The organism is Methylobacterium fujisawaense, from assembly GCF_039619325.1.
In the GTDB taxonomy this organism is placed as follows: Bacteria; Pseudomonadota; Alphaproteobacteria; order Rhizobiales; family Beijerinckiaceae; genus Methylobacterium; species Methylobacterium fujisawaense.
Genome location: NZ_CP155000.1, coordinates 236,233 through 255,173, shown reverse-complemented (window position 1 = coordinate 255,173; position 18,941 = coordinate 236,233). Strand labels below are relative to the sequence as shown.

Genomic DNA, 18,941 nt, shown 5'->3' with positions numbered 1-18,941 from the left:
CCTCCGGGAGCCGGCCGGATCCGAGGGAGATCGGATGCAAGCGGTCGCGCGATCGGAAACCCCTGCGGCGGCGGCCTGCGCCGATCCCGCGGACCGGGCCGATCGCCGCCGCCGCGGATGGGGCACGCCGCGGCTGCGCGTCGTCCTGGCTTTGGGCTTCGGCACCCTCGGCTTCCTGGCGACCCTGGCGCTCGCCGCCCTTGTGAGCCGGGAGGCGACCCGACGGCTCGAGGCGGAGGTCGGCGGCCAGCTCGCCGAGATCGCCGGCCAGATGGCCCGGAACCTCGATATCGGGATGTTCGAGCGCTGGCGCGACATCCAGATCGCCGCCGCCTCGGACAGCCTGCGCGATCCCGGAACCGCGACGGCGGCCAAGCGCGCCGTGATGGAGCGGCTCCAGGCGACCTACCCGGCCTATTCGATCATCGGGCTGGTCGACGCCGACGGGCGCGTATCCGCGACCAGCACGGGCGCCCTGGAGGGCGCGGACGTCTCCGGCCGGGACTATTTCCGCGGCGGCCTCGAGGGGCCCTATGTCGGGGACGTGCATCCGGCCAAGCTCCTCCAGAGTCTGATGCCCCCGGTCGACACCGGTGCGCGCGGGGCGGCGCGGGAGCCGCTGCGCCTCGTCGATGTCGCGGCCCCGGTCCGGTCGCCGGACGGCCGCGTCCTCGGAGTGCTGGCCGCCCATCTCGACTGGACCTGGGCGCGCGACATGGCACGCATCCTCGAAGGCGCGCTCCGGGGCCATCGCCAGGGGGCCGAGATCCTGATCCTGTCCCGCGACGGCACCGTGCTCCTCGGTCCGCCCGCCCTGCAGGGCGCGGCCCTGCCCCGGGCGGTCCTGACCGGCGACAGATCCCTCGATCCGCAGGGCACGAGCCGGGTCGGGCCCTGGCCCGACGGCGCCGCGGCGTATCTGAGCGCCCACGCGTCCACGACCGGTCACCGGGACTATCCCGGTCTCGGCTGGCAGGTGGTGGTGCGGCAGACGGCCGACCGGGCCCTGACCGCGGTGGCGGCCCTGCGCGGGGACATCCTGGTGGCGGGCAGCGTGGTGGCGCTCGCGGCGGCACTGCTCGCGTGGCTGCTCGCCGGCCTGATCGCCCGCCCGCTGCTGGACCTGGCGGTGGCCGCCGAGACGCTGGGCCGCGACCAGCGGCCGCCGCCGCTGCCCCGCGCCTTCGTGCGCGAAGGCGCGATGATCGCCGACGCCCTGGGCGCGGCGGCGGACGAGCTCGCCCGGCGCGCGGACACCCACCGGCTGCTGATCGATGAACTGAACCATCGGGTGAAGAATACCCTCGCCACCGTGCAGGCGATGGCGGCCCAGAGCCTGAAGAACCTCGGCGGGGACGCCGCGGCCGGGCGCGACGCCTTCGAGGCGCGGCTGCTCGCCCTGTCGCGGGCCCACGACATCCTGACCCGCGAGAGCTGGGCGAGCGCGGACCTGCGCGGCGTCGCGACCCAGGCGATGCGGCCCTTCCTGGGCGCGGAAGTCCCGGGGGGCGCTCGGTCCGGCAGCGATCTGGCGAGCCAGACCTCGTCCGGTGCGCTGCCGCCGCGCATCAGCCTGGAAGGTCCCGACCTGCGGCTGCCGCCCGAGGGCGCGCTGGCGCTCACGATGATCCTGCACGAATTGTGCACCAACGCGGTCAAGCATGGCGCCCTGTCGGTTCCGGGCGGTCGCGCGGCGCTGGTCTGGACGGTGGAGGCCGGCCCAGACACCGATACCCTCCGGGTGACATGGTGCGAGTGCGGCGGCCCCCCGGTCGTCCCGCCGACGCGGAAGGGATTCGGCACCCGCCTGCTGGAGCGGGGCTTTGCCGGGAACAGGACCGCCAGCCTCACCTACGAGGCTGCGGGCGTCGTCTACAGGGCGGCCAATCCCCTGCCCGCCCCCGGCCGCGCGGCCGCGCAGCCCACGCCGCGTCTGCAGGCCGGACGGGCCTGATCCCGCTCCGGCCCGATCGGCTTTCCCTCCCGTTCCACCCCGACATCGACCCCGCCTCGCGGCGTCGGGACAGCGGCCGCGCATTCCCGTAGCCCGGCCCCTTAGCCCGGCCCCACGGTCCGGCCCCATGGCCCGACAGAGCCCGATCCGGCGCATCGGAACCAGATCCGGCTTTAATCCCGGCGCTGATTTCGTGACGAGACAAAGATGTGTGCAAACACACTCTGTAGTAAATTGGTGATGGATTAAAGTCTTCATTGATGTGATGTGCTGAGACGCACATGAGATTTGCAAGAGTTTGACTAGGTTCGACTGACCGGCAGGGATTCGGTGTCCCCGGCCACAAGACGAACGCACGAGGAAACGCCATGCTCCAGTCACGACACGTCCCGATCCGCGGCACCACCGTCGGCCTCGCCCTGGGCCTCCTGGCCGGACTCCTCGGCGCGCCCCTGGCCGCGCAGGCCGGCGAAGGCGGCGGCGGGAGCCGCCAGGCCGCCGGCGGGGGCCACATGAGTTCCTACGTCAGCGATCCCCATCACGACCCGCGCTCCCTGCACTCGCAGCGCGCCGGGACCGGTCAGCTCCTCGGAGCGCCGATGCTCCACGAGAGGGCCGGCACCACGGTGGCGCGCCGCCGCGCGGTCGATCCCCACTGGGCGTCCGGAACCGTAGAGCCCCGCCGGGCCCGACGCTGAGACCGCCCGCCCGGCTCCGGGACGGCTCGCCTTCCTCCCCCCGGCCTGGCCGGGGGACCTTCACCCCGACCCGAACGCTCGGGCCGCACGACCCGCCCCCCTCGGGACGGGTCGTGCGGCCCGAGCGGTGTGCCCGCCCCGGTTTCTCCCCCGGTTCTCCCAGCGTCAGAGACCCCTTCATGAACAACATCATCCAGGGCATCGCCAGCTTCCAGGGCAACGTCTTTCCCGGACAGCGGCAGATGTACCAGCAGCTCGTGCGCGACGGTCAGCAGCCGAGCGCGCTGATCATCGCCTGCGCGGATTCCCGGGTCTCGCCGGAGCACATCACCCAGGCGGGGCCGGGGGACCTGTTCGTCTGCCGCAACGCCGGCAACATCGTGCCCCCGGCCTCCGACGTGGTCGGCGGCGTCTCCTCGGCGATCGAGTATGCCGTGGTGGCGCTGGGCGTGCGCGACATCGTGGTCTGCGGCCATTCCGATTGCGGCGCCATGAAGGGGCTGATGAACCGGGATCTGCTCAAGCGGATGCCCAGCGTCGCGTCCTGGCTGCGCCACGCCGAGGCCGCCGAGCGGATCGTCTGCGAGGCCTATCCCGAGGGGATGGACGCGCAGGCCCGTCACCACGCCCTGGCCCTGGAGAACGTGGTGGTCCAGCTCGCCAACCTGCGCACCCATCCGAGCGTCGCCGCCGCCCTCGCCAAGGGGTCCCTGCGGCTGCACGGCTGGTTCTTCGAGATCGAGACCGGTGCCCTCCTGGCCTATGACGGCGCGAACGGGCGCTTCCGGCCGATCGCCGGGGCCGACATGCCCGTGGCGCAGGATTCCTCCACCGGCAGCCGCCTGCAGGCGGCCTGACCCATGCGGATCCCCAGCAGCCTGACCGCCGCCCTCGCCCCGGGCGGCGCCATCCGGACGAACCTCGCCCGGGACCTGCCCGCCTCCGTTGTGGTCTTCCTGGTGGCGCTGCCCCTGTGCATGGGCATCGCCATCGCGTCCGGCGTACCGCCGGAACGCGGTCTCGTCACCGGCATCGTCGGCGGCATCGTGGTCGGCCTCATCGCGGGCTCGCCGCTCCAGGTCAGCGGGCCCGCCGCGGGGCTCGCGGTGATCGTGTACGGGTTCGTGCAGGCGCACGGGCTCGACGCCCTCGGCCCGGTCCTGGTGGTGGCGGGCCTCGTCCAGCTCGCCGCCGGCGCCCTGCGGATCGGCGGCTGGTTCCGGGCGATCTCGCCGGCCGTGGTGCACGGCATGCTGGCCGGCATCGGGATCCTGATCGTCCTGGCCCAGATCCACGTCCTGACCGACGCCCTCCCCCGGGCGAGCGGCCTGGACAACCTCGTGGCGATCCCGGCCGCGTTCTTCGACTTCGTCACCGGCACGGGCGACCGCACCGGCGCCGTGATCGTCGGCGGGTTCACCATCGCGGCGATGATCGCCTGGGAGCGGCTGCGCCCGGCGCGGCTCCGGCTCCTGCCCGGGGCGCTCGTCGGCGTGCTGGCGGGCAGCCTGGCGGCCGGCCTCGGTGGCTTCGCCGTCAAGCGCGTGGCGGTGCCGGAGGCGCTCTTCTCCGGACTCGCCCTGCCGGGGGCCGAGGCCTGGGCGCGCCTCGCCGAGGCCGAGATCCTGATCATGGCCCTGGTCATCGCGGTGATCGCCAGCGCCGAGAGCCTGCTCTCGGCGGCCGCTGTCGACCGGATGCATGACGGCCCCCGCACCCGCTTCGACCGGGAGCTCGGCGCCCAGGGCATCGGCAACCTGATCTGCGGACTCCTCGGCGCGCTGCCGATGACCGGGGTGATCGTACGCTCCTCGGCCAACGTCCAGGCGGGGGCGGTGAGCCGGGCCGCCACGGTGATGCACGGGACCTGGATCCTGGCCTTCCTGCTCGCCCTGCCCTGGCTGCTCGCCCTGGTGCCGACCGCGAGCCTCGCCGGCATTCTGGTGGTCACCGGCTGGCGACTGGCGAGCCCGGCCCACGCCCTGCACCTGCAGGCCCGCTACGGCTGGCTGACCGCCGCGATCTGGCTGGCCACGATGGCCACCGTGGTGGCGGTGGACCTGCTCTCCGGCGTGCTCACGGGCCTCGCCCTGAGCCTCATCCAGGCCCTGCCGAGCCTGCGCAAGGGCCGGCTCCGGATCGAGCACGCGGCGGCCCCGGAGGTGCCCGGCGTGCCGGAGCTGCGCCTGTCGGGGGCAGCGACCTTCCTGCAGCTTCCGAGCCTCACGGCGGCCCTGGAGCGTACCCCCGAGGGCGGCGAGGTCCGCCTCGCCACCGACAACCTCGCGGCCATCGACCACACCTGCCTGGAGATGATCGGCGACTGGGCGAGCCGGCGCAGCGCCGGCGGCAGCCGGATCGCCGTGGTCGGCGGGTCGGGAGTCCCGCACGACCGGCTCGCCGCCGCGGTGGCGGCCCCGGCCCACTAGGAAGCCCTGTGCCGAAGGGGCAGACCCTTCGGCACAGGGCGCGTCGGAGCAGGCCGTGCGGACGCGGGCCCGAAGCGGACGCGGGGCGGGCGGGGTCCGGGCGGGGTCCGGGCGGGGTCCGAAGGCGGAACCGTGGGTCCTGCGGCGGCGCCCCGACGTTTCCACGCGGATCCGAGCGGACGGCGCCCCCGGGCCTGTCCGCGTCGCGGCAGACGGTCGCGGCAACCGGTCGACGGGGCCGCCTTCCGGTCCGTCCCGACGCGGGCCGGGAGCCGCCCGGGTTCGTCGGAACCCGGAATTCCATCGTTTTCACAACCGGTTAATCCTGAATCTTCGCGCCCCCTTAACGGGCGGACCGCCAGACTCGCCGCTACGGCAGGCCCGCTGCGCGGGATCGGCCGCGGAATGGTACTCGTCAGGAGCTTCGTCGATGATCAGGTTCCTCGCGGCTTCGGCCGCATGCCTGGTCCTGTGCGGCGCCGCGGCGGCGCAGGACATGCCCGGCCTTGCGACGCTGCATCCGCCCGATCCCGCCCAGCCGGTGGCGGCGAGCGCCCCCGTCCCGATGCCGGACGGCGGGGTGGCGCCGGGACTGCGCCTGGGATCCGTTCCCGACCCGGTCCCGACGCCCCCCGGCAGCCTCGCGCTCCGCAGCACCGCGGCCGACGCCGCGCAGACGACCGCCAGCCTGAAGGCCCCGTCCGCCACGCCCAAGCCGTGGTGCGCGCAGGAGCGGCGGGTCGGCACCGGTCTCGGTTTCTGCCTCGTCAATTGAGCGGTCCGCCCGGGCCGTGCCGGGCTCTGCCCCGGACCCGGTCGCCGGCTCAGGAAGCCCCGTAGACCGCGACCGCGTCGAAGGTCTCGCCGTCCTCCGGGGCTTGGTCGCGAGAAGCGACGAGGGAGGCGACGAGGAGGACCAGCACGGCCGCTGCGACGGCCGCGACCGCGAGCGGCCGCGTGATCAGATCCGCATGGGCGCGGGCGGCGTGGATCACCGCGCAGCCGAGAAGGAAGATGCACAGTTGCGCGGCCGGCGTCGCGAAGGCCGCCGTCATCGCGGCGTCCCGGTCGTCCGATGCCGGCCGATCACGCCGATCACGCCGATCGGGTCCATGACGGTGTTCATGTCCGTGTCCATGGCACGCCCTCCCCGGCTGAGGCTGCCGATGCCCGGCTTGACCCGCAGGCGGTCGGCCGCGCCGGCCGGCGCGGCCGAACATGCGGGCGCGGGCGACCCGGCCGGGCGTCACGTCTGCGTGACCGGGCCCCCTCGGGCGGGTTCCGGATCCGGCGGCGCCAGGGCGTAGGTGGCCTCACCGACCCGGCTCAGGGGCCCGCCCGGCCCGGACCGCTTCCACAGCCGCGTGTTGAGGGCCGCCACCGGATCCCGGCCGGGCAGGGTGAAGCCCTGCCCGACGAGCACCTCCAGGATCTCGGCCGCGTGCAGCGGCCGGCCCGCGCGCCCGATCGCCGCGCAGGCCGCCTCCACCACGGCCCGGCCGTAGCGGCGGGCGCCGGCGGCATCCTCCGTGAAGGCGATGGCCGGCGGGATGGCGCCGCGGGCGCCGGCGGCATCGGTCCGGACCACGGGACGCGCCTCCGGACGGGCTTCCGCCCCCCGTCGTCCGCGCGGCGCGCCGGAATCCTCCGCCGCCGGTCCGGACCGATCCCCCGGCACGCCCGGGTCCCCCAGCGCCGGATCGTCGGCGGGGTCTCCGCGAAGGCGCGCCCCCGGCTCGGGGACCGGATCCGATGCCGCCCTCGCCCCGGATCCGGCGACTCCCAGGCGGCGGCCGAGTTCGAGGTAGAGCACGAGGTCGGCGATCTGCCGGTCGAGGGCCTCGCGCTGGCGCCGCAACGCGGCGAGCCGCGCCTCGATCTCGGATTCCGACAGACCCACGCGATGGTCCCTCCGACCTGAGGGAACATCTACCCGTTCTCAGCACCGGTGGGAATGCTCTAAGTCGGAATATTCCGTACAGCCTGAGCGACAGTCGGAATATTCCATCCGGCGAGCCTTATTCCCTTGCCCGCTTCCGCATTCCCTTGGCGGCCGGCCTGGGCGGCACGAGCAGCGTGCTCGGATCGGCCGGATGCAGGGTCAGGCCGCCCTCGTCGAGGACCAGCGGCAGCCGCGGGAAGACCTCGCGCAGATGCGCGAGATCCGCCTTGAACGCCTGCCGGAAGCTGCGGATCGAGGCGTTCTCGGCGCCGAACTGCGCGTGGAGGTTGGCCCAGGTCAGGCGGAGCGGGCGCTGCAGCGACCGCAGGCGGTAGCCGGTCCAGAACAGCAGGTCGAGCTTGCGCGCCGAGCCCGAGAAGGCCCGGGCCGCCCGCACGTCCACCGGCAGGGCGTGCCGGATCAGGGTCTCGTAGAATTCGGGGTCGAAGCGCACCGTGCGCCCCGCCTCGTCGGCCCCCTCGCCGGCGCGGGGGCGCCACAGTTCCAGGCTGCGGAACGGCGGAACGTTGAGGGTGGTGGCGCTGTCGCGCCCGTCCCAGAGGCCGATCTGCATGGAGCAGGCGGCCAGCCGGTTCAGCTGCTCCTTGAACTGGCGGATGGTGCCGCGCTCGCCCCCCGTGACCGCGAAGCCCATCTCGCGCATGAAGCCCGACAGGGTCTCGGCCACCTTCACGGTGGGGCTGCGCTGGCGCACGGCCTCGGTGCAGAGGTGCAGCAAGACCAGCCGGGCCTTCGGGCCGTAGGGCAGCCCCTGGGGCTCGAAGGCGCCCGTCTCCGGATCCTTGATCCGGCCGGCGATCAGGCTGAGGGAGTTGCGCCCGTAGCTGCGGGAGAATTCGCGCACCGGCCCGGGGTCGCGGTAGGGCAGGCCGCACAGCGCCAGGACCGAATGGATGTGCTGGAGGCTCGACGGGAGCGCCGGCTCGCTCTCGATCACGAGGCGCACCGCGTCGCGGCGGCGCTGGTCGCGCGACAGGCCGGCCCGGCGGCTCTCCTCCTCCCCCAGGAGGGCGGCCTGGGCATCGCGCTCGCGCTGACGGTGGAGCACGTGCTCCACGATCTGCGCGAACAGGAAGCCGCCGCGCGCCGCCTCAATCTCGGCCTGCAGGTCCGGGTCGTGGATCCCGGCGATCTTCTCCTCGATGCTCATCGCCCCTCGGTCCGCGGCACAGGGGCGCGTTCGTCCGGCGAACGGGAGAACGGCCCGATCCTGCCATGCCACGATTCGGACGCCGCGGACCCGGTTCGATCGGGCTTGTCCCGGCAATCCACGCTTCCCCGCTCCCGGCCCGCCCCCGAATGCAGGCGCATGACCGGGGCCGGGTGACCGCGGCCCCCCTCCATCCCCGCTCCAATCCTGCTCCAATCCCGCTCCGCCCCTCTCGGCTCTCCGGGGCCCCTCCGGCCCCGCGCGACGCAGAGTTCGATACGGGGTCCGTCCGCCGCCCGATCCCACGCAGAGTCCGATACGCCCGCCCGCCCGCGTTCCGTCCCCGTTATCCACCGGCGCGGGCCGGAATCCCCGCCGAATCCGATACGCTGCCGCGCAGATTCCGATACGCCACGTCGCCGGTCCGGCGCAGAATCCGATACGCGACCGCGCAGAGTTCGATGCGCACCCACGCAGAGTCGGATGCGCGAAACCACATCAACCCCTTGGCCAGAGTGAGGAATTTCGGACTGCATATAACTTGCCGAACTGACTCTCTGAAAGACTCTTCCAGATAATCTTCCTAGTGTCGGAGAGCCTGTTCGTTCTGACGAACGAACCCTGATCGCACCGGAAGCGCACAGGGTACGAAGGGAATGTATGATGGTTTTCCACATTCCCTCGAATTGCCGCCGTCACCGCTTGACGATCCGCAGAGCCTGGATGGCGGCGGGCCGGCCGGCTTCGTCACGGGGACCGTCGCGATCCCCGCGATGGCGGCTTGACGCGGGCGATGCCGCCCGGTTTCTCGGAGCCGTCCCAGAGGGCCCTCAGATGAAGAGCGTGCCGATGCCTCCCTTCCGGATCGAATCCCGATGACGGACCGCCGCGATGACGGCCGTCCGTCCGGCAGTCGCCCCGCCCCGAATCGCCCGCACGGGCCCCGACGTCCGGCTCTGCGGCCCGGCAACCGCCCCGGCAGCCGTCCCGGCGCGGCGGGCCGCCAGCAGGAGGCGGACGGCGACGGGCCGGCCGTGCTCTATGGCTGGCATCCCGTGGTTCAGGCCCTGGGCAATGCGCAGCGCGGCCTGCAGCGGCTGCTCGCCACCGAGAACGCGGCGGCACGGCTGGAGGCGGAGTTCGGCGGCGCCTTGCGGATCACCCCGGAACTGGTCCGGCCGAGCGAGATCGGCCGCCTGCTCGGACCGGACGCCGTCCACCAGGGACTGTATCTCGAGGCCGAGCCCCTGCCCGCCCCGGGGCTCGACGATCTGCCCGCCGACGCGCTGCTGCTGGCGCTCGACCAGATCACCGACCCGCACAATGTCGGGGCGATCGTCCGCACCGCCGCGGCCTTCGGGGTGGCGGGGATCGTCACCACGGCGCGCCACGCCCCGGGCGCAACCGGGGTCCTGGCGAAATCCGCCTCCGGCGGCCTGGAGCACGTGCCGTTCGTGACCGTCCGGAACCTCGCCGAGGCGCTGATCGCCCTGGGGGAACGCGGCTTCACCCGGGTCGGCCTCGATTCCGACGCGCCGGAAAGCCTCGACGCCGTGACGGTCGCCCGGCCGCTGGTGATCGTGCTGGGCGCCGAGGGCAAGGGGCTGCGCGAGCGCACCCGGAGCTGCTGCGACCTGCTGGCGCGGATCCCCTTCGCGGGGGCGATCCGCAGCCTCAACGTCTCGAACGCCGCCGCCATCACCCTCTACGCCCTCGGCCGGACCGAGACCTGACCGCGACCTGACCGAGGCCTGTCCGCGACGCGGACCGACGGCCCGGTCGAGACACGTTCGGAAACACGGAACCGGCGCCGGAAGCCCCTCTTCCGACTAGGCAGTTTCCGCAACTTCCCGTAGAGTTGCGGATGAGGGGGGCGTAGGCTGGAAGGCTGCGTCCGGATGCTGGACGATGTGATGACCTATGGCGGCTGGGCCGTCGGCCTGGTCGCTGTCGGCGTATGGACTTGGCTCGCGCGGCGTGCCTTTCCGAGTTTCGAATCCTTCGTGAGGGGCTTCGACGACGAGCTGCAGCTGGGCGCCAGCCCGGAGGAGCGCGCGCGCAGCGCGCGCTGGCATCAGGTCCGTCAGGCCGCCGTGGCGCTGACGGCAGTCGCGGCCCTGTGCCTGTCGATCGGGTTCGCGATTCCCGACTGAGCCCGCCGATTCGGCCGCGCCGGATCCGCGCGCTCACCGCCTCGGCCAGATCGATGTGGCGCTCCTGACCTTCCGGCACGGTTCCGGAGGCCGGCGTGCACTGAGGGCGCGGGGCGTCCCGGCGTTGGGCCGCGGCAGGACCCACGACAGATCCCGGATTCGAAGGCGCCGGGACCCTTCGCGGGTGCAGGGGGTGCCCTGCCGTCGGGCATGGCCCGGTGACGCCGGGGCGCCGCCCCGACACCCCGTCCGAGGGCGCGCCCTTCGGAAGCCCCGGCTCAAGCCGCCCGGATCCGGGTGAGGAAGCCCTCCGCGGCCTCCCGCAGGTCGCTCGCTTGGCGGGACAGGTCCCCTGCTGCCCGCAGCACCTGTTCGGAGCCCCGGCTGGCCGCGGCGGCGGCCTCGCCGACGCCCGCCATGTGCCCCGAGACCCCGCGGGTGTCCTGCGAGGTCTGGGCGGTGGTCCGGGCGATCTCCGCGGTGGCGGCGCCCTGCTCCTCGACCATGGCGGCGATCTCGGCCCCGATCCGGGCGAGGTTGCGAATCACCTCGGTGATGCTGCCGATGGACCGGACCGAGGCCTCCGTCGAGCCGGTGATCTCGGCGACCTTGGCGGCGATCTCCTCGGTGGCCCGGCTGGTCTGGGTGGCGAGGTCCTTGACCTCGGCGGCGACCACCGCGAAGCCGCGGCCCGCCTCGCCGGCGCGGGCGGCCTCGATCGTGGCGTTGAGCGCCAGCAGGTTGGTCTGACCGGCGATCTGCGAGATGATCGCGACGATCTCCCCGATGCTCCCGGCCGCCTGGGCGAGACGGTGCACCTCGCTGGCGGTCCCGTCCGCGTCCCGGGTCGCGGCGGCGGCGAGGTCGGCCGAGGCCCCCACCTGTACGCCGATCTCCCGGACCGAGGCGGTGAGTTCCTCGGTGGCCGCCGCCACCGTGTCGGCCGAGCGCGCGGCCGAATCGGCGGATCCGGCCACCGTCCGGCTGAGATCCGTGGTGTCCTGCGCGGTCCGGGCCATGCCGTGCGCGGAGGCCTCCAGCTGGGCGGCGGCCGCCGAGACGGCCGCGACGATGCCGCCGACCTGGCGCTCGAAGCTGTCGGCGAGGCCCAGGGCGGCGGCGCGCTGCGCGGCACTCGCCTCGGCGGCGAGCCGCTCCTGCGCGGCCCGGGCGGCGCGACGCTCGGCGACGCTGTCGCGGAAGGCGACGGCGGCGGCGGCGATCGCCCGGACCTCCCGCGGGCCCCCCGACGGGATCGCCAGATCGGCCGTCCCCTGGTCCCGGCCGATCGCGGTCAGGACCTGCGCCATCCGGGCGAGGGGGCGCGCGATCGCGGTGCCGAGCCAGACCGCGAGGCCGGCCGAGAGGGCGAACAGGGCGAGGCCTCCGGCGATCCAGAGGGTCAGCATCCGGTCCGCCCGGGCGCGCAGGGCGCCGGCGGCGGCCTCCAGATCGGCGGTGAGCCGGTCCTCCACGCCCTTCAGGGCATCGATGCGCTGCGTGGCGAGGCCGAACCAGGAAGGCGCGTCGCGGAAGGCGAGCGGCGTCCCCGGCATCGTTTCCTGGGCGATCCTGCGCAGGCGCGCGACCGCCCGGGCCGGCTCGGTCGCCTCGGCGGCGTCGAGCAGGGTCGTCTGGGCGGCCTCGGCCCCGGCCCGGAACAGGCCCGCATAGGTCGCCTGCTCGGCCGAGAGGGTGGCGAGCCGGCGCGCGGCCGCGAGGTCCAGGTTGCCGGAGGCGAAGACCGCCGAGGCGGCGGCCCGCTCCTGGCCGGCGGCTTCCTTCATGGCCAGGAAGGCCGCGTAGGCGTTCGCCCGGGCGGCGAGGCCGGCCTCGTCGATCGCCCCGCCCATCGCCCGCACGAGCCCGAGCCCCTCGCCGATCAGGCCGGTGTAGTAGCCGGCCGCCTGGGGGACGCCGGCCGTCAGGGCATCCACCGCCAGCCGCTGGTCGGCGAGCCCGGCGAGCGCCTGGCCGAAACCCGCGCCGCGCGCCGCGAAGGCCGGGCCGTACTGCGTGGCCGCCGCCATCGCCCCGGGAAGGTCTGCGAGCGCCGCGTCGGTGCGCACGCGCTGGGCGGCGAGTTCGGGCCCGAACTGTGCGCCCTTCGCGCCCAGGAACAGGCTGGAGGCACCGCGCTCGCGCTGGGCCTCATGCACGAAGGCGCTGATCCGCGAGGCGAGGCCGACGAGGCTCTCCACCCGGTCCATCTCGGCGCGCCGCGCCCACTGGTCGGACACCGTCCAGCCGGCGGCCCCCGCGAAGGCGAGGCTGGGGGCGAGCGCCACGACCAGGATCCGGGCGCGAAGCGAGGAGAGGAGGATCATCGGCGGCAGGACATCTCGGAGAACAGAACGGAGCTTGGCCGCAGGTCATAAAGATCTGGTTATGCTGACCTGCCCGGATTCGGTGCAGCTCTGCCTGATCGGATGGCAGTTTCGGTCGGGGCGCCGCTGTCGGTGTGCAGGTTTGCCAGGTCTTCAGCGCGGGGATCATCGGTTCCGGGGATCGCCCGTGCGGGGGCGGGCCGTCTTTCATCAGCGGCGGTACTTCGGCGGAGGCCGTCCGGGGGATTCGTTCCCCCGGTTCCATTGCGGGGCGCGGGATCGTGACCCTGCGCCGGGTCATGCGGGACCGCCGCCGCCGGAGCGCCCTGAACCGCCGGGTCCTCTCCAGCGGGGGGCGACAGCTGCGCCCTTCCGCGCCCCGGCCCGCGTCGTCTCCGCCACCGCCGCCCCCCGGGCCGGGATCGTCGCTCTCGTCACCCCGATCGACGACCCGGAGCGGCTGATTTCCGGCTCCGCAAGCGCAGGAGCCTGTGGCGGCCCCGGGCGTTCCCGTCCCGGCGCGCGATGGGCGGCCCGCAGGATGGGCGGCCCGCAGGACGTCGCCGCCGGGGCGCATGCCTCGACGGGCTGTCTCGCCGCGTTGACGCGGGGCGCCTGCGCACCACCCTGGGTGAGCATGACGGGGGGATCGACGCCGCGAGCCCGCGGCGCGCCCCGGCGCCGATCGAGAGCGGGCGGGCCGAGGACAGGATCGTGCGCGACGGTTTTCGGAGTGAGGAGGACGTGATGGCGGAGGCGATGGCGGACGCGGCGGGGACCGGCATCTTCGACGTGGCGGCGCTGGCGGCGGCGCTGCCCGGCAGCGCCCAGACCCTCCTGGTCGACACCTATCTGACCGACCGGGAGGCCGCGAGCGCCCGGGTGTTCCGGGTCTACCGGCCGACTCCGCCGCACTACCACGCCACCTGCGACGAGTATCTCTACTGCCTGTCGGGCCGGGGCACGGTCTGGCTGGGCGACCCGGCCGCCGCGACCGCATTCGGCCCCGGTCAGCTCCTGGTCTTCGAGAAGGGCACGGTCCACGCCATGCCGGAGATCGATCCCGCGGAACCGGTGGTGTTCCTCGCGATCGACACCCCCCGGCGGGCGCCCACCGACATCGTCTTCGTGAACCCGGAGGACGGCAGCCCCGCCACATTCATGGCGCGCAACGCCGAGGCGTGAGCCTCACACCGGCAGGGACCGCCCGGCCGCCGCCACGGCGAGGAGCAGGGCCGCCACGAGCAGGAGCGCGGCGGACAGGCCCAAAGCCTGCGCGGCGAAGCCGATCAGCGCCGGGCCCGCCAGCACCCCGGCATAGCCGAGCGTCGTCACCGCCGGCACCGCCACGCGCGCGGGCATCGCGGTCTGGCGGCCGGCCGCCGTGAACAGGACCGGGACGATGTTGGCGCAGCCCGCCCCGACCAGGGCGTAGCCGGCGAGGGCCGCCTCCCAGGCCGGGACCAGGACCGAGAGCGCGAGACCGGCGGCCGCCAGGAGGCCGCCGAAGACCACCACGGGCCGCCGCCCGAGCCGGGCCACGACCCGATCGCCGGCAAGGCGCCCCGCCGTCATCGTCACCGAGAAGGCCGCGTAGCCCATCGCCGCCCAGGCCGGATCGAGGCCCCGCTGCTGGATCAGGAACACCGCGCTCCAGTCGAGGGCCGAGCCCTCGGTGAGGAACACCACGAAGCAGAGCAGGCCCAGCACCAGCACGACGCCCCGGGGGCGCGCGAAGGCGGGGCCTCCGCTCCCCCCTGCCCGCTCGGCCGGCAGGATCCCGGGCCAGGCGGCCGCGAACAGGGCCGCGATCCCGGCGACCAGGAGCAGCACGCTCCAGCCCGCGCCGAGCCCGGCCGCCAACAGGCCGCTGGCGATCAGCGCCCCCAGGATGCAGCCGAGGCTGTAGAGGCCGTGGAAGCCCGACATCATCGGGCGCCCGCTGGCGCGCTCCACCACGACGGCCTGCAGGTTCATGACGCAGTCCACCGCCCCCATCCCGGCGCCGAACAGCACCAGCGCCAGGGTGAGCGGCACGAGCCCATCGCCCACGGCCAGCACCGGCAGGGCGAGGCCGATCGCCAGCGTGCCGGCGAGCAGGACCGGCCGGAAACCGAGCCGCGAAGCCGCCGCCCCGGCGCTCGGCATCGCCAGGATCGAGCCGATGCCGAAGGTGAGGAGCAGCAGGCCGAGCCCCGCCGCGTCGAGGCCGGCGCGGTCCTGCACCAGCGGCACCAGGGGCGCCCAGGTGGCGTTGGCGATGCCCACGATCAGGAACAGCAGCCGCGTGGACACGCTCTGTCCGCGGGCCGCATTCCGGTCCCCCGCCCCGCCGAGGGCGACCGGGTCGGTCAGGTCGAGCGCTGGCATCGGCACCTGTCGATGGAGTCGAGTCCGAGGGTGGATCCCGGCGACGTGGGGCCTCGGTTCCCGCGGCGCAACACCGGGCCGTCGTCGCGCGCGCCGGGCCGCGCGCCCGGAGGGGACACCGGCGGCCCCATGCGTCGGCGACTTGCCCGGTTCCTCGCAGGCGCCCTCGCGCGCCCGCTTGGACGACCGGTTGGACGCCCGCTCGGGCGCTGCCGGAACGCTTTGCCGCGCGCGCAAGGGCGGCGGCTCGTTCGCCGAGCGGTTGCCGCCGTACGCGTTTCGTTCTAGCAAGGGCGGCGCATGACGGACCTGCGTCCCGCCGGCCCCACCTTGCCGTCGGCCCCCTCGGGCTCGACATGTGTCGGAGCGGCGGCTGGCCCGCGCGCGAATCCGATCCGGATCCGATCCGACTGCGTCGACGCCTCGAAAGACCGCCGCCCTCATGGCCAAAGCCCAAGCTGGAAGTCGTGCCGCAAGCCGCGCCGGCGCCGCCCAAGCTGCCCCGACAGCCGCCGCGCAGACGGCGTCCAAGGCTCCGAAAGCCGCCACCGCCGCCCCGGCCCCGCAGCCCAAGCCGGCCCGCGCGAAGTCCGAAAAGCCCGCCCGCCCTGGGGCGGCCGCCGAGGCCGCGATCGACGCCAAGCTGGCGGCCCTGTTCGACGCCGCGCCGGCGAGCGCCCATGACCGGCGGGTCATCGCGGTCCGGGGGGCCCGGGAGCACAACCTCAAGAACGTCGACCTGACGATCCCCCGGGACAAGCTCGTGGTGTTCACCGGGCTCTCGGGCTCGGGCAAGTCGTCGCTGGCCTTCGACACGATCTACGCCGAGGGGCAGCGCCGCTACGTCGAGTCGCTCTCGGCCTATGCCCGCCAGTTCCTGGAGATGATGTCGAAGCCCGACGTCGACCAGATCGACGGGCTGTCGCCGGCGATCTCCATCGAGCAGAAGACCACCTCCAAGAACCCCCGCTCCACCGTCGGGACGGTCACCGAGATCTACGACTACATGCGCCTGCTCTGGGCGCGGGTCGGCATCCCCTACTCGCCGGCCACCGGCCTGCCGATCGAGAGCCAGACCGTCCAGCAGATGGTCGACCGGGTGCTGGAGCTGCCGGAGAAGACCCGGCTCTACCTGCTGGCGCCCGTGGTCCGCGGACGCAAGGGCGAGTACCGCAAGGAAATCGCCGAGTACCAGAAGAAGGGCTTCCAGCGCCTGCGCGTGAACGGCGAATACTACGCCATCGACGACGTGCCCAAGCTCGACAAGAAGTTCAAGCACGACATCGACGTGGTGGTCGACCGCATCGTGGTCCGGGCCGATATCGGCTCGCGGCTGGCCGAGTCCTTCGAGACGGCCCTGGAGCTGGCCGATGGCATCGCGGAGGTCGTGTTCGCGGATGCCCCCGAGGGCGAGACGCCCCGGACCATCACCTTCTCGTCGCGCTTCGCCTGCCCGGTCTCGGGCTTCACCATCGCGGAGATCGAGCCCCGGCTGTTCTCGTTCAACAACCCATTCGGCGCCTGCCCGACCTGCAGCGGCATCGGCCACGAGATGCGGATCGACCCCGAGCTGGTCATCTCCGATCCCGCTTTGAGCCTGAAGCGCGGCGCCGTCGGCCCCTGGGCGAAGTCGACCTCGCCCTATTACGGGCAGACCCTGGAGGCGCTGGCCGAGCATTTCGGCTTCAAGACCAGCGTCCCGTGGCAGAGCCTGTCGGAGACGGCCCGTGCCATCGTGCTGTACGGCTCGGGCAAGCAGGCGATCCGCTTCGCCTACGACGACGGGTTGCGCAAATACACGGTCAACAAGCCCTTCGAGGGCGTGATCCCGAACCTGGAGCGCCGCTACAAGGAGAGCGACTCGGACGCCGTCCGGGAGGAGATCGGGCGCTTCATGAGCGAGACGCCCTGCGCCGCCTGCGGCGGCAAGCGGCTGAAGCCCGAGGCGCTCGCCGTGAAGGTCGCCATGGCCGACATTGCCGATGTCACGGCCCTCTCAGTCAGTGAGGCGCATCGCTGGTTCTCGGAGCTGCCGGAGAAGCTGACGGCGAAGCAGAACGCCATCGCGGTCCGGATCCTGAAGGAGATCCGCGACCGGCTGAGCTTCCTGGTGGATGTCGGCCTCGAATACCTGACGCTCGCCCGCGGCTCCGGCTCCCTCTCGGGCGGCGAGAGCCAGCGCATCCGGCTGGCCTCGCAGATCGGCTCCGGCCTCACCGGCGTGCTCTACGTCTTGGACGAGCCGTCGATCGGCCTGCACCAGCGCGACAACGAGCGGCTGCTCGGCACGCTCAAGCGCCTGCGCGACCTCGGCAATTCGGTGATCGTGGTCGAGCACGACGAGGACGCGATCCTGCAGGCCGATTACGTGGTCGATGTCGGCCCGGGCGCCGGTATCCATGGCGGCGAGATCATCGCCCAGGGGACGCCCGCCGAGGTCCTGGCCAACCCGGCCTCGCTCACCGCGAAATACCTCACGGGCGAGATGGCAGTCCGGACGCCCGCCGCGCGCCGAAAAGGCCGCAAGGGCAAGCTCGGCCTGTTCGGCGCCCGGGGCAACAATCTGAAGGATGTCGATGTCGAGATCCCGCTCGGCACCTTCACCTGCATCACCGGCGTCTCGGGCGGCGGCAAGTCCACCCTGGTGATCGACACCCTCTACAAGGCGATCGCCAAGAAGCTGAACGGCGCCCTGGAGCATCCGGCCCCCTACGGGCGGCTGGAGGGGCTGGAGCACCTCGACAAGGTCATCGACATCGACCAGTCGCCGATCGGCCGCACGCCGCGCTCGAACCCCGCCACCTATATCGGCGCCTTCACGCCGATCCGCGACTGGTTCGCGGGCCTGCCGGAGGCCAAGGCGCGGGGCTACCAGCCCGGCCGCTTCTCGTTCAACGTCAAGGGCGGCCGCTGCGAGGCCTGCTCGGGCGACGGCGTCATCAAGATCGAGATGCACTTCCTGCCCGACGTCTACGTCACCTGCGACGTCTGCAAGGGCAAGCGCTACGACCGCGAGACCCTGGAGGTGAAGTACCGGGCCAAGTCCATCGCCGACGTGCTCGATTCCACCGTCGAGGAGGCGGCCGAGCTGTTCAAGGCGGTGCCGGCGATCCGCGACAAGCTCGAGACGCTGAAGCGGGTCGGCCTGCACTACGTCCATGTCGGCCAGCAGGCCACCACCCTGTCGGGGGGCGAGGCGCAGCGGGTGAAGCTCTCCAAGGAGCTGTCGAAGCGCGCCACGGGGCGCACCCTCTACATCCTCGACGAGCCGACCACCGGCCTGCATTTCCACGACGTCGCCAAGCTCATGGAGGTGCTCCACGAGCTGGTCGACCAGGGCAACACCGTGGTGGTGATCGAGCACAACCTCGAAGTGATCAAGACCGCCGACTGGGTGATCGACATGGGTCCCGAGGGCGGCGACGGCGGCGGCCGGGTCGTGGCGCAGGGCACGCCGGAAGAGATCGCCCGCTCCAAGGTCAGCCATACCGGCCGGTTCCTGCGCGAGGTGCTGGAGCGGCGCCCCGCGGCGCCCGCGCGCCGAGGCCGCGCCGCCGAGTAGCGCGCCAAACCTTCCGGGCCAAACCTTCCGGGTAAGCGGCGGCGTCGGACGCACCGGCGACAGGGCCGGCCGCGGGCCCTTCCCCACACAGGACGGGCGGGACGCGCAGCCCCGGAGGATCGGCCCCTCCGGGCGGGGACGCGCGAATCCGCGAGCCCGACGGGAGGAGGCAGGCGGTTCGGACCGGCCCGATCGCAGGCCGGCGCGGCAGTTTCTGCCGGGTGCCGTCCGCATATCCGCCCGGCCGGGCGGTGATTCGAGCCGCGGGGCGCCGGTTTGGGCCAGCCGCGGGCCGGTTCGAAGCCGGATTCCGGTCCGGATCCCGGCCGGGCGGC

The 18,941-nt window shown here is 73.5% G+C and carries 14 protein-coding genes; 9 read left to right on the top strand and 5 right to left on the bottom strand.

Translation table 11 applies throughout. From position 1 onward, the window contains the following. Window positions 1–34 precede the first annotated feature (34 nt). The 5 genes from ABC766_RS01320 (at window position 35) to ABC766_RS01300 (ending at window position 5,856) form a co-directional block, all read left to right on the top strand. A complete protein-coding gene (locus ABC766_RS01320) occupies window positions 35–1,954 on the top strand; it encodes a sensor histidine kinase (protein WP_345820754.1) in 1,920 nt (639 codons plus the stop codon). Window positions 1,955–2,322: 368 nt separating this feature from the next. Beyond that, window positions 2,323–2,652 carry a hypothetical protein gene (locus ABC766_RS01315; RefSeq protein WP_345820753.1) on the top strand — a complete coding sequence of 110 codons (330 nt, stop codon included), beginning with the start codon at window positions 2,323–2,325 and terminating at the stop codon, window positions 2,650–2,652. Between the two features lie 179 nt (window positions 2,653–2,831). Then, the gene (locus ABC766_RS01310) at window positions 2,832–3,509 is read left to right on the top strand and encodes a carbonic anhydrase (RefSeq protein WP_043385918.1); all 678 of its coding nucleotides are present in this window, start codon (window positions 2,832–2,834) and stop codon (window positions 3,507–3,509) included. Between the two features lie 3 nt (window positions 3,510–3,512). After that, a complete protein-coding gene (locus ABC766_RS01305; RefSeq protein WP_345820751.1) occupies window positions 3,513–5,081 on the top strand; it encodes a SulP family inorganic anion transporter in 1,569 nt (522 codons plus the stop codon). A gap of 430 nt (window positions 5,082–5,511) precedes the next feature. Then, window positions 5,512–5,856, top strand: coding sequence for a hypothetical protein (locus ABC766_RS01300; protein ID WP_345820749.1), 345 nt, complete (start codon window positions 5,512–5,514; stop codon window positions 5,854–5,856). Between the two features lie 49 nt (window positions 5,857–5,905). Here ABC766_RS01300 and ABC766_RS01295 read toward each other — a convergent pair whose 3' ends face one another. From ABC766_RS01295 to ABC766_RS01285, 3 genes are all read right to left on the bottom strand, one after another. Beyond that, window positions 5,906–6,136: a hypothetical protein gene (locus tag ABC766_RS01295; protein ID WP_053610472.1), complete on the bottom strand. Its 231-nt coding sequence runs from the start codon at window positions 6,134–6,136 to the stop codon at window positions 5,906–5,908. A 191-nt stretch (window positions 6,137–6,327) separates the two neighbouring features. Then, window positions 6,328–6,981, bottom strand: a complete 654-nt coding sequence (locus ABC766_RS01290) for a hypothetical protein (RefSeq protein ID WP_345820748.1) — start codon at window positions 6,979–6,981, stop codon at window positions 6,328–6,330. A 118-nt stretch (window positions 6,982–7,099) separates the two neighbouring features. After that, a complete protein-coding gene (locus ABC766_RS01285) occupies window positions 7,100–8,194 on the bottom strand; it encodes a replication protein RepA (RefSeq protein ID WP_043385909.1) in 1,095 nt (364 codons plus the stop codon). A gap of 875 nt (window positions 8,195–9,069) precedes the next feature. On the opposite strand from ABC766_RS01285, the gene ABC766_RS01280 reads away from it, so the two are divergent. Then, window positions 9,070–9,927, top strand: coding sequence for a TrmH family RNA methyltransferase (locus tag ABC766_RS01280; protein WP_053610470.1), 858 nt, complete (start codon window positions 9,070–9,072; stop codon window positions 9,925–9,927). Between the two features lie 180 nt (window positions 9,928–10,107). Continuing rightward, entirely contained in the window at window positions 10,108–10,347 is a 240-nt protein-coding gene (locus ABC766_RS01275) for a hypothetical protein (protein ID WP_085987657.1), read from the top strand. 278 nt (window positions 10,348–10,625) lie between these two features. Here the strand turns inward: ABC766_RS01275 and ABC766_RS01270 are convergent, their stop codons facing one another. Further along, entirely contained in the window at window positions 10,626–12,674 is a 2,049-nt protein-coding gene (locus ABC766_RS01270; RefSeq protein ID WP_053610469.1) for a methyl-accepting chemotaxis protein, read from the bottom strand. A gap of 759 nt (window positions 12,675–13,433) precedes the next feature. On the opposite strand from ABC766_RS01270, the gene ABC766_RS01265 reads away from it, so the two are divergent. Next, a complete protein-coding gene (locus ABC766_RS01265) occupies window positions 13,434–13,859 on the top strand; it encodes a cupin domain-containing protein (RefSeq protein ID WP_043351508.1) in 426 nt (141 codons plus the stop codon). A gap of 3 nt (window positions 13,860–13,862) precedes the next feature. Here ABC766_RS01265 and ABC766_RS01260 read toward each other — a convergent pair whose 3' ends face one another. Then, window positions 13,863–15,044, bottom strand: coding sequence for an MFS transporter (locus ABC766_RS01260; RefSeq protein ID WP_345820742.1), 1,182 nt, complete (start codon window positions 15,042–15,044; stop codon window positions 13,863–13,865). A gap of 442 nt (window positions 15,045–15,486) precedes the next feature. On the opposite strand from ABC766_RS01260, the gene uvrA reads away from it, so the two are divergent. Beyond that, window positions 15,487–18,606, top strand: a complete 3,120-nt coding sequence (gene uvrA, locus ABC766_RS01255; protein WP_342144247.1) for an excinuclease ABC subunit UvrA — start codon at window positions 15,487–15,489, stop codon at window positions 18,604–18,606. Window positions 18,607–18,941 lie beyond the last annotated feature (335 nt).

Bases quoted from the DNA above. Each gene is read 5' to 3' on its own strand.
- ABC766_RS01265 (WP_043351508.1), top strand. From the start codon at position 13,434: ATGGCGGACGCGGCGGGGACCGGCATCTTCGACGTGGCGGCGCTGGCG.
- ABC766_RS01270 (WP_053610469.1), bottom strand. From the start codon at position 12,674: ATGATCCTCCTCTCCTCGCTTCGCGCCCGGATCCTGGTCGTGGCGCTC.
- ABC766_RS01310 (WP_043385918.1), top strand. From the start codon at position 2,832: ATGAACAACATCATCCAGGGCATCGCCAGCTTCCAGGGCAACGTCTTT.
- ABC766_RS01280 (WP_053610470.1), top strand. From the start codon at position 9,070: ATGACGGACCGCCGCGATGACGGCCGTCCGTCCGGCAGTCGCCCCGCC.
- ABC766_RS01295 (WP_053610472.1), bottom strand. From the start codon at position 6,136: ATGACGGCGGCCTTCGCGACGCCGGCCGCGCAACTGTGCATCTTCCTT.
- ABC766_RS01305 (WP_345820751.1), top strand. From the start codon at position 3,513: ATGCGGATCCCCAGCAGCCTGACCGCCGCCCTCGCCCCGGGCGGCGCC.
- ABC766_RS01275 (WP_085987657.1), top strand. From the start codon at position 10,108: ATGACCTATGGCGGCTGGGCCGTCGGCCTGGTCGCTGTCGGCGTATGG.
- uvrA (WP_342144247.1), top strand. From the start codon at position 15,487: ATGGCCAAAGCCCAAGCTGGAAGTCGTGCCGCAAGCCGCGCCGGCGCC.
- ABC766_RS01320 (WP_345820754.1), top strand. From the start codon at position 35: ATGCAAGCGGTCGCGCGATCGGAAACCCCTGCGGCGGCGGCCTGCGCC.
- ABC766_RS01260 (WP_345820742.1), bottom strand. From the start codon at position 15,044: ATGCCAGCGCTCGACCTGACCGACCCGGTCGCCCTCGGCGGGGCGGGG.
- ABC766_RS01285 (WP_043385909.1), bottom strand. From the start codon at position 8,194: ATGAGCATCGAGGAGAAGATCGCCGGGATCCACGACCCGGACCTGCAG.
- ABC766_RS01300 (WP_345820749.1), top strand. From the start codon at position 5,512: ATGATCAGGTTCCTCGCGGCTTCGGCCGCATGCCTGGTCCTGTGCGGC.
- ABC766_RS01315 (WP_345820753.1), top strand. From the start codon at position 2,323: ATGCTCCAGTCACGACACGTCCCGATCCGCGGCACCACCGTCGGCCTC.